Source organism: Ensifer sp. (assembly GCF_035999185.1).
In the GTDB taxonomy this organism is placed as follows: Bacteria; Pseudomonadota; Alphaproteobacteria; order Rhizobiales; family Rhizobiaceae; genus Ensifer.
Window position 1 is genome coordinate 1 of record NZ_DASYHB010000086.1, and the last position, 10,396, is coordinate 10,396.

Annotated in this window: 6 protein-coding genes and 1 tRNA gene; 3 read left to right on the forward strand and 4 right to left on the reverse strand. The window is 61.2% G+C overall.

The genetic code is table 11. The features are described from left to right. Positions 1–58: 58 nt before the first annotated feature. Positions 59–135, forward strand: a tRNA-Met gene (locus VGO04_RS08390). A 418-nt stretch (positions 136–553) separates the two neighbouring features. After that, positions 554–1,735, forward strand: a complete 1,182-nt coding sequence (locus VGO04_RS08395; protein ID WP_327495489.1) for a porin — start codon at positions 554–556, stop codon at positions 1,733–1,735. Positions 1,736–2,133: 398 nt separating this feature from the next. On the opposite strand, the gene VGO04_RS08400 is transcribed toward VGO04_RS08395, so the two are convergent. Then, on the reverse strand, positions 2,134–3,120 hold the full coding sequence (locus VGO04_RS08400; RefSeq protein WP_327495490.1) for a DUF2950 domain-containing protein: 987 nt from the start codon (positions 3,118–3,120) through the stop codon (positions 2,134–2,136). Between the two features lie 22 nt (positions 3,121–3,142). Next, positions 3,143–4,528, reverse strand: a complete 1,386-nt coding sequence (locus VGO04_RS08405; RefSeq protein WP_327495491.1) for a DUF3300 domain-containing protein — start codon at positions 4,526–4,528, stop codon at positions 3,143–3,145. A 334-nt stretch (positions 4,529–4,862) separates the two neighbouring features. Here VGO04_RS08405 and VGO04_RS08410 point away from each other — a divergent pair, with 334 nt between their 5' ends. After that, a complete protein-coding gene (locus VGO04_RS08410) occupies positions 4,863–5,969 on the forward strand; it encodes an AI-2E family transporter (protein ID WP_327495492.1) in 1,107 nt (368 codons plus the stop codon). Between the two features lie 39 nt (positions 5,970–6,008). Here the strand turns inward: VGO04_RS08410 and VGO04_RS08415 are convergent, their stop codons facing one another. Together VGO04_RS08415 and VGO04_RS08420 are read right to left on the reverse strand one after the other, a co-directional pair. Next, positions 6,009–7,787, reverse strand: coding sequence for a hypothetical protein (locus VGO04_RS08415; protein ID WP_327495493.1), 1,779 nt, complete (start codon positions 7,785–7,787; stop codon positions 6,009–6,011). Positions 7,788–8,059: 272 nt separating this feature from the next. Next, positions 8,060–10,057 (reverse strand): putative bifunctional diguanylate cyclase/phosphodiesterase, encoded by a 1,998-nt coding sequence (locus tag VGO04_RS08420; protein ID WP_327495494.1) that lies wholly within the window; start codon positions 10,055–10,057, stop codon positions 8,060–8,062. Between the last annotated feature and the right edge of the window lie 339 nt (positions 10,058–10,396).

Consider the following 10,396-nt stretch of genomic DNA (forward strand, 5'->3'; position numbering starts at 1 on the left):
CTTGCCTTCGGCAAAACCCGGATAAGCGGATAAACCGCAAAGCGGTTGACCGCGATGGCGCGGGGTGGAGCAGCCCGGTAGCTCGTCAGGCTCATAACCTGAAGGCCGCAGGTTCAAATCCTGCCCCCGCAACCAAATCTAACCAAAAGCCCCCAAGCAGAAATGCAAGGGGGCTTTCGGCGTTTCTGGACAATGCGAAACGCGAACACGCGCAGACGAAAGCCGGCGATCGTCAAGCCATCTGTCAGCCCCCTCCCGGCGCGTTGCCAGTTCGTCCATGCCCGGCCAAACCGCGCCGGCCCACGCCAACTGCCAACCTCCGCCCGAAACCAAGCGCCAAACTTGAAAATGCCTAAAGCAAGCGGCGAAACCCCTTGCGGGAATGCCGAGGCGCCAGCGTTTAAACAGCAGACAAATGAAGGCAACAAAGCCGGTCCCTTTACGTGGGCAGCGTTTCAACGGCTAGAATTCGCAACAGACTTCCGCAGTAAAATCACGAATACTCGCCGCTGTTCGACAATGCGAATCGCCAATGATCTCGGGGGAGAGACTGATGCGACTGCGACCGTTCATTGTCCCACATGTTCTTTTCATTGCGGCACTGGCCGCTGCAGACACTGGGGCTGCACAGGAGCCGGCGAAAGCGGCGCAGCAGCCCACGACTGCCAGTAAGGCGGGGGAACGCTGGCTTCCGAAGCTGCGGCTTGGCGATGACAGCGCCTATTTCGAGTTTTACGGCCAGATTAACAAGGGCCTGCTGATCTATGACGACGGCGGAACGACAGAGAACTACTTCCCCGTCGACAACGGCAACTCGTCATCGCGTGCAGGTTTCCGCATCTACACGCTCATGGAAAAGGGCTGGTCGTTCGGCGCCAATCTTGAATGGGAATGGAACCCCTATTCGACAACCAATGTGAACCAGTTGAACGAGGGTGACTTCGATTGGGGTACGGATCTGCTGCGAAAGGCAGAGATCTACCTGGACTCGAAGGAGTACGGCAAGCTGTGGTTCGGTCAGGGCAGCATGGCTTCCGATACGACAGCAGAGGTCGATCTGTCCGGGACCGATGTGGTCGGCTATTCGCTTTTGTCGGATATGGCGGGCGGACCGTTTTTTCGCAGAGAGGATGGCACACTCTCGACGGTTCATGTCCGGGATGCCTTCACCAACTACGACGGCTTGAGCCGCAAGCTGCGTGTTCGTTACGACACCCCTTCGTTGGGCGGCCTCACCTTTGCGACGTCGGTCGGGACGCAGGTGGTGCCGGAAAGAACCGATGTGACCGTGTGGGACATCGCCGCCCGCTACAATGAGACTTACGATGCGTTCAAGGTGAGTGCTGCCGTCGCCTTCTCGAGGCCTGGAGACGGCAATTCGCTTTATGACGCATCCGTTTCAGTGCTGCATATCGAGACTGGGCTGAGCCTCACGCTCGCTGCCGGCTACTCCGACAAGGATGTGGTCGACGGCCGCTATGGCTACGCCAAGCTCGGGTACCAGACCGATATCTTCGAAGTCGGCAAGACCGCTTTCTCGATCGATGCCTACTTCGGCAAGGACATTGCGGGCGAGGGGAGCGAGAGCCGAGCCTTCGGGGCGCAGGTTGTTCAGAGCCTCGATTACTTGCAGACCGAACTCTATCTTGGTGCCCGGAGCTACTCTCTTGAACAACGGAGCGCCGACCTCCAGGACAGCGTAGCGGTTCTGGGCGGTGCGAGAATAAAGTTCTGATTGAACGACCAGACGTTCATGCTTCCACCGCTAACCGATTTGGCGCGCCGCCGATATCATCGGCATTGACGTGAAGGACACGCCCGAAGTCCTGCCGCGCGGGTCGTCCGTGCATGAAGGTGTGGCTTCAATTCCTGCGCGCCGATGTCGGTGAGGACACGAACGACGGCGCACACGCGAGCTGCGATACCGGCTGACGTTAGACCGTTCGCTCGTACCCCCGTTAGGGCTAAATGCGGGAAGGCGGACCTGGATGCGTCGCTTGCCAGTATTCAGAAAGTCGCCACGACCGACCCCGGCCGTTACCAGCCTGACGGTTCTGAAAACGGTGTTTCGGCCACAGAGCGGCTCGGGACCGGGGCAATCGATAAGGCCGTCGCTGCCTCGCCGCATCCTCCTCAATCTTCGACGACGTTCCATTTGTCGTCCGGGTCGAAGCGGTCGATGAAGGGCACGATTGCTTCCGTGCTCTGCCCCAGGTCCCGATCATAGACGATGCCCTGCTGGTTGACGACGAAGGTCTTCACGCCGGTCTCGGCATAGGTAACCGGATAGGCGATCAACGCGAAGCCGCCGATCATGTTGTCGTTGATGACATAATCGTAGCGGCCGCCGGCGATATTGTCGCCCTGCGACGTCAGGATGCGGAAGCGGTAGCCGAAATAGCCTTCGCCGGCTTTCGCCTTTTCCAGGGCCGCCTCGTTGATCGAGTCTCCCACCGGGCTCTCGCCATCGCCCTGGCTCGCCGGCCAGTAGAGCCCATCCGTCTGACCGGGTGTGCTGATCAACTTCTGTGCATACTCGAGGACGCCATCGGCGTCGCGGTCCTGTGAAGCATATTCCTTCTGGGCATCGACATAGGCCCTGACCGTGTCGATCGCCTGAAGCTCATTTTCGCCGATGCGACGATTGACGATTTCCTCGAGCCCCACATAGGTATCGAAGGCCCACTTGCCGTCGTCACCCTTGGCAAGCGGGAAGGGCAGGGGCCAAAGCCTGTCGCCGATCTGGAGGATCTTGCGGCCCTCCAGGTCCCGGACGACGACGTTGCGCGCTGCACCTTCGCGAATGAGCGCGAAGGTATCCTTCACGCCCTCGCTGTCCTTGAGCTTCTGAGCGTTCAGTCCGAGCAGCTTTGCCAAGCCATCGAAATCGTTCGCAGCCAGTTTCGCCTTGAACTCGTCAACCGCCTTTGCCGGATCGTCGAATTCAGGCGGATCTTCCTCGGCGGCATAGATGTCGATATCCCCGGGCATCTGAGAAGCCGGCGGCTGATCCGACGGCGGCTGGTCCTGCGCGAACGTCACGCCGATCGGCACGGTGGCCAGCACCAGCGCCGTTGCGAACAGCAACGGGCTGCGAAGCGGATTGAAGAGCTTGGTCATGGTCGTTCTCCCCTTGGTCCCGTCAGCGCCTGCGGCCACCACCGCCGCGTCCGCCGCCACCGCCACGGTGCATCTGCGGTCTGCCGCCGCCACGGCTCATCTGCGGCCGTCCACCGCCACGCTGGCCGCCGCCCATGCTGTGTCCGCCACGGCGCGACGACGCCATCTCGCGACGACCGGGATTGACGTTGCCAAGGCCGGAAGGCTTCTTCGGACGGTTCTGGGCTTTGGCGGCCATCTTTTTCTTGCCGCCGGTGCGGTTGACCTGTGACGGCTTGTTGCCGCCTGCGCGGTTGATGCTCGGTTTTCCGTCTCCGGCGCGCGCCTTGGCGATCGCCTGACCGCCACCTGCGCCACCCGGACGGGCGGCTGGACGCTGCTGCGCCTTCAACCCGTCAAGCGTGCTCTTGCGCACATCCCGGATCTGACCGCCACCACCGCCGCCTGGACGTGCGTTCGGTCGGTCGCGATTGATTGAGGCGGCACGATTGCGCAGGTTGTTGTTGCCGTTGGCCTTGATGCTGTTCTTGAATTTGTTGCGGTCGAGTTGCTGCAACTGGTTGCGGTCGAAGTTCAACTTGCTTCGATCGACATTCTTCCAGTCGATGTCGTTCATCTTGAGCTTGCCGTTGAAGTCGATGTTGTTGAAGCACTTGTTGCAGTCGATATCGACGTCACCGCCCCAGTTGCCGCCCCACACACCCCAGTCATCCCAGTCGACGATGGCGGCGAAGGCAGCGCCGGTGACTGCGCCGGCGAAGAAGGCAGCACCCGGATACCAATAGGCAGGGTAGGGCTCGTCATAATAGCCGATCGGCGCCGGTGCGTAGTTCGGCTCGTAGAGCATCTCCGGCGGATATTGCGGCACATAGATGGTTTCGGGGTTGGCCGCCTGAATGACGACATTGTCGCCTTCCTGGACCACCTTTACCTTGTCGTCGGTCTTGATGATGTCCTTGGCGACCGCCTCGTCACGCAATTGCTGGATGGCGATCAGCACGTCCTTCTGCTGGTTGGCGATCGCCTCGCCGAAGGACTGCGTCCATTCGAGGTCTTCGCTCATCATCTTGACGATCTGGGGATAGTTCAGCAGCGAAACGATGCTGCCGTCCCAGTCGTCCTTCGGCTTCATATCCGGCTTCTTCTCGCGGGCCTCGAGGAAGCGTTCCGCCTCGACGATCTGCAAGGGATAGAGTGCCGCGGCGGAAACGAGCGCGACCAATTCGTCCGGATAGAGCGCGATGCGCGCGACCAGAACCTCAAGCTCGTCGTCGCTGAGCGGCTCGGGCGCCGTCTGCTCCTGAGCCGCGGGTGCTGCCGCGGTCTGTTGCGCCCAGGCCGTCGTGGCGGGCATCGATATCAGAAACCCTAACGCGCTGCCGAGCGCGATGATCGTTGTCTTGATCATCTATCCAGCCTCCCTCTTGTGATGGGTGGTGCGCGCGGACGCTTGAACAAGCGCGCGTGACAGCCCCCTGTCGACGCTTCTTTTGCTGCAACTACAATTTGATCGTGCTGCAGCCCGTGCTCCTGCTGCCATCTGACACAAGAATCTCTAGGGGAGGTCGGCCGATGGGGAAGCCCGACTGGCGTATGCTACTGTATTTTACCGCCCGGCGATTGCCGTTGGCCTAGCATCCACGTGAGGTTAGACAACGGGCGTCAGCCCGCGCGCATCAGCGAACATCGGGGCGTCCCCCCCTGTGTCCTGGTGTGCTTTCGGCAGAGGGGGAAGAGCTGGAGTGGACGAGAATCCTTCCCAAACGAACGGTGCCCGCAACGGCACTGCCGGACCCTCCAACATCGAGGCGAAAATCACGGATCTGGCCAGGATAGGCATCGTCGGGCTTTTCGCCTATTGGGCGCTGACGCTGATTGCGCCATTTGCGATCGTGCTCATCTGGGCCGCGATCCTGGCGGTGGCACTTTACCCGGCCTATGCTCGACTTGGCGCTGTGCTTGGTTCGCGGCGTCTGTCGGCGGCGCTGATCACGCTCTCTTGCCTGGCGGTGATCGTCGCGCCGTTGACGACGATTGCGCTGAGCTTTGCCGAAGGCGTTCAGGTGCTGTTGTCCAAACTTGGCGACGGGACGCTGAGAGTACCGGTACCACTGGCAGGCGTTCGTGAATGGCCGATCATCGGCGAAAGGGCATACGCGGCCTGGAGCATGGCGTCGGAGAACTTCGAGGCTCTCTTGCGCAAATTCGAACCCTCCTTGATGCAAGCCGGAAGCGTGGCTCTTGGCAAGATCGCAAGCATTGGCGCGGAAGTGCTGAGCTTTGTGGTTTCCGTTCTGGTTGCTGGATTTCTCTTCGGCTCCGGAGAGCGGCTCGCCCAGGTCGCGCAGCGATTTGCCGGCCGGATCGGCGGCGAACGCGGCGTCGGCTTCCTGCGGCTGTCGACGGCGACGATCCGAAACGTCGCTCGCGGCGTCATTGGGGTCGCGCTGTTGCAGGCGTTCCTCTCGGCCCTGGTACTCAGCCTGTTCGATGTGCCTGCACCGGGTGCGATCGCCTTCGTCGTGCTCGTTCTATGCATTATCCAGATCGGACCCGCGCTGGTTCTGCTACCTGTGATCATATGGGCGTGGCTGACCATGGAGTTTGGTCCGGCCGCTCTGCTCACGCTGTTGCTGATCCCGCTGTTCATCATCGACAATGTCATGAAGCCGATCCTGGTGGCGCGCGGACTTTCGACACCGACACTGGTCATTCTGCTGGGGGTGCTGGGTGGCACCTTGTCCTACGGCCTTATCGGACTTTTCCTCGGACCGATCGTGTTGAGCGTGGTGCACGACCTGCTGATGGTCTGGATGCGGTCGCAACCGGAAGCCAACAGTTCCGCCTGACGCGCCGGTACCAATGAATTTGTTGGGTCCACAGGGCGATCAGCGGATCGGACTGCCGGTGCGTGCCTGCTGGTATTCCGCGTCGGGAACTGGGACGCCCGCAGCCCGTAGCCCGTCCAGCAGATGGTGCTGGTCCTCCGGCCGGCGGAGCCGCAGGGCAGCCTCCTTGCCGATATTGTCGAGGAAACCGGGGGCGTTCGTTTCGAGCCACGTCCGTTCTTCCCGTGCCTGGGCCATCTTTCCAAGCTTGCCGAGAGTGGCCAGCAACAGGACGTGGTAGGCCGGATTGGCGCGAAGATCGGCAAGCCTCGCCCATCGCTCGGCAGCGGTGTAGTCGTCCCTGAAATAGGCGCAGTTGGCGAGCGCCGCCTCGAAGTAGCCGGCTCTGCCGAGATTGCGTTCAGCACTTTCCGACAGCAGCTTGCAGCCCGCGTCCCATTGGCCCGCTAGCGCGAGGCGCAGACCATACTCGCCCGCGAGCTCGGCATCGTTGGGGTTGATGGCGAGGGCGCGCGCGCCCGTCGCCAGAGCGGCATCGATTTCGCCGCGAAAGAAGAAGACGAGCATCCGCGCTTCAAGGGCGCGGACGTCGAGCGGCGCCAGTTCAAGCGCGCGAGCCGAGGCCTCGCCTGCCTGCTTGAGCGCATCAGGCGATGCCGCGGGATCAAGCTGATAGCGGAATGTATCGACATACGTCATCGACAGAAGCGCCCAAGCTGTTGCGTAGGCTGGGAATTGCCGGGTCACCTGCTGCAGGCATTGCTGAACGGAACGATGGGATTGCGGGTCGAAGTCGCCGCGATGGTCGTAATAGGTCAGGGTGCAGGCATAGGCTTTCCACTCATCCGGAACCGATTGCTTCAACTGGGCGGCGCTGGCCTGGACGACGGCGCCACCGGGCTGGGCCACTGCGCTTGCGACCGCCGCGGCGATCTCGGCCTGCTCGTCGATCCTGTCCTTTGATTGCAGACGCTCGTCATAGGTGTTCGCCCATGTCACCGACCCGTCGGATCGTCGCACGAGCCGCACGACCAGGCGCAGCCGCTCACCTTCCACTCTCACTCGCCCCTCCAAAGCGTAGGTTGGCTCCTCCGATGCCTGCAAGACGTCCTCGGAACCCGAGCGGGCGACGAGGTCGAGCTCCTTGAATTTTGCGATGTTGCCGACGACCTCGTCGGTCAGTCCTCGTGCCATCATCGCCGACTGTTGCGTGCCGGAGAGATCTTCGAACGGGCTGACGAGCAGTCTGGGGATGTTCGGTCGGCCGATGCCGGCAGCCGGTTCGCTCTCTGTCGGAAAGAGGAACACGGTGGCCGCCAGTCCGCCAAGGGCGCAGGCGAACACGCTTGCTGCAAGCACGATCGGGCGGCGAAAGCGATGAACGAAAGGCGAGGGTTCAGGCACTGCGACGCTCGCTGCGCCGGTCAAGGCACGCAGATCGCCGCGCCTTTCGAAGGTCGGGACGTAGGCTCCCTTCGGCATCCGGATCACGATCGGGTCGTTGCGTCCGGCGACGAGATAGTAGCGTTCGAGCGCCCGCCGGATACGGCCTGCCTCGATGCGAACAGCCGGATCCGTCTGCGGGTCGAAGGACGAATCTCGACCGAAAACCTCAGTCGCAATCGAATAGGCCTTGATGCGGTCGCCGCGACCCGCCAACGTTTCCTCGATGACATAGGCTAGGAATTTGCGGTCCCGCTCGGGTGCATCGAACTCGGCGCTGAGGCGAATTCGATCGAGCTGTGTCAGGATTTCTGCATTGCTCAGCGGGGACGTTGTCGGTTCGACACCGATGTCCTTCGGGTCTCGGATTGCCATCGCGCGCCTCCATGGGCACAATGTGAGATTGTATCCGGCGGCACTGTAATCTCCCGTATCCTACGTCCCTGCCCGGTGCGAGCGCAACATCTATTCTCGGCTTGCGCTTGGGTTGCGTTAGGTTCGGCTGTTCATCGCCTGCGCAGCAACCTTGCCGGCTTCCAGGGATGCGCTGTTGTCGCCCCATCGGGAGGCGAGGTTGCGCCAACGGCGACATGAGACATGTCACAAGCGAGAAGTGCGCGGCGCGTCCTCAACGATCGCGACGCGCTTTAAGATCGTGCGCCGTTTCTCAAGGGAACGCGCGGGGTGTCCGGCGGTGTGAAAAAGGTCGCTGCAGGCGCCGGACGGCCGACATGGAAGCCCTGCACGTGGTCGATCCGGAAGCGTCGCATCAATGCCAGTTGCTCGTCGGTTTCCACGCCTTCGATCAAGATCTTGTGGCCGCGGTTGCGCACGAGCCCGATGATGTCCTGCAGCATGGCGCGCCCCTTCGGCGTGGCGCAGTCATGCAGGAACGACCGGTCAATTTTCACCGTATCGAAATCGATCAGGCGCAGCCAGGAGAGACCCGCGAAACCCGTGCCGAAGTCGTCGAGCCAGATCCGGATACCCAGCGTTTCCAGATCGCTGATGCAGCGCAGGATGCCCGAGTGCATCTCCATCTCGAGCCCCTCGGTGATCTCGAAGGCGAGGCGGCTGCCGGCGACGCCGGTCTCGCCTAGGATGGCGGCGACCGAGGTTGCGAACCCCGGGGTCTTCAGCTGGATCGGCGAGACGTTGACGCTGACGAGCGGAACATGGTTGTCGACGAGCAGTTCGCGGCACACTGTCTTTATCGCCCAGCGTCCGAGATCAAGAATGGCGCCGGTGCGCTCGGCAACCGGGATGAACAGGCTCGGCGGAACCGAGGTGCCGTCCAGCATCGTCAGGCGCATGAGGGCCTCGACGGCATCAACCTCGCCGGTCATGACGTTCTTGATCGGCTGGTAGACGAGGGACACCAGGTTCTGGTCGATTGCGATCTTCAGAAGCGCTGCGATGTTCTCGCTCTCGTCACTGCTGTGCGGGTCGTTCGGGTCGAACAGCTTGGCGCAGTTTCGGCCGTTTGCCTTGGCAGCGTAGAGCGCGCGATCGGCCTCGTGGATGATCTTCTCGAGCTTGGCCCCGGTTTGGTTGCGGGTGAAAGCGGCGCCGATGGAGACGGTCACGATCGAGACGCCGTCGCGGCGCTGCTGGTGCATCAGCCCCATGTTTTCGACGGTTCGGCAAATGACTTCGGCAAGCTCGGCGGCCTGTTCCCGGGTGTCGATGCGCGCCAGCACGATAAATTCCTCGCCACCGTAACGGCCGATCGAGCCGTTGTAGTTCTTGATGGCCTCGCCAAGCGCATTAGCCACGAGAATGAGGCAGCGATCGCCCTCCTGGTGGCCGTAGCAGTCGTTGTATTTCTTGAAGAAATCAACGTCGATCAACATGGCTGTGAAGTTCTTTCCGAGCTTCTGCCAATCATTCCAGTAGTCGCGCAGCTGCTGATCGATCGCGCGGCGATTGTCGAGACCGGTCAGGGGGTCGGTGTTGGACAGCCGCAGCAGGGCCATGCCCCGCTCGGACGCCTCGTTCTGCTGGATCTTCGCTTCGAAGGCGTTGAGGAAGACCTTGTAACGCTCGCGGTTGAGCTTCCAGTTCACGTAGGAGGTGAAGACGAAACAAGAGAGATAGAAGGTTCCGAACGCAATCAGATAGGACGGATCGTGTTCGGAGAAGAACGAGAGCGCGATGAAGAACGTCACAAGGACGATGCTCGAGGCGATCACCGAGAGGCGAAAGCGAAAGCTGAAGAACAGATTGGCGCCCATCATGAAAATGGCGCCGAAGATCATGTAGTAGGACATGCTGTCCGTATCGGCCGTCAGCATCGCGGGGACGAGCCAGCCGATATAGCCAAAGACAAGGGCTGCGGCGCAGGTGCCGTCAAGCCATTTGGTCCGGGCCTTCAGCCGGAACAGGATCTCAAGGGTCAGAAGCGAACCGATGCCGACGATGAGGCGGGCGACGATCGTGTAGAACGCAACGTCGGGGATGAGCAGGATGTCGGGGATGAAAAACAGCAGATAGACGACAACTGCGACCCACAGCCCCTGTCTCGTCGCGGCGCGCCGACCAGCCTCACCCTCCATGCGATAGAGGGTCTGAAGCTCTGCCAGGTGCGGCCTGTGCGGCTGCTTGTGTAGGTCGATGTCAACTACGTCGGCCAACGTGTGCTTCATGCACTGATCCATCGAGTTGCGTCACGGTCAACGGAAACCTGTCGTCGTTGTTCCATTGACGGACGCTGTTGCGGACACTCCCTGCGTGCTCTCCGCGCGCCAGATGCAACAAGGGCGGGAAATGCTGCGAGGCATGATAGGGAGTGTCCATTAAGTTTTGTTAAATTAATGAGCTAGGAAGCCTGTGATTCGGCATAGCCCAAAGGGATGAGACACAGGAATTTACCTTATTATATACAAAAACTTGCAATCCGAGCTGGAATGCGCACATCTTCGCAACCATTGTTAACAAACCTTTAACGGATGGTCTCGCGTGCGCCAATTTCAGACTGTTTTCGA

Bases quoted from the DNA above. Each gene is read 5' to 3' on its own strand.
- VGO04_RS08395 (WP_327495489.1), top strand. From the start codon at position 554: ATGCGACTGCGACCGTTCATTGTCCCACATGTTCTTTTCATTGCGGCA.
- VGO04_RS08405 (WP_327495491.1), bottom strand. From the start codon at position 4,528: ATGATCAAGACAACGATCATCGCGCTCGGCAGCGCGTTAGGGTTTCTG.
- VGO04_RS08400 (WP_327495490.1), bottom strand. From the start codon at position 3,120: ATGACCAAGCTCTTCAATCCGCTTCGCAGCCCGTTGCTGTTCGCAACG.
- VGO04_RS08420 (WP_327495494.1), bottom strand. From the start codon at position 10,057: ATGAAGCACACGTTGGCCGACGTAGTTGACATCGACCTACACAAGCAG.
- VGO04_RS08415 (WP_327495493.1), bottom strand. From the start codon at position 7,787: ATGGCAATCCGAGACCCGAAGGACATCGGTGTCGAACCGACAACGTCC.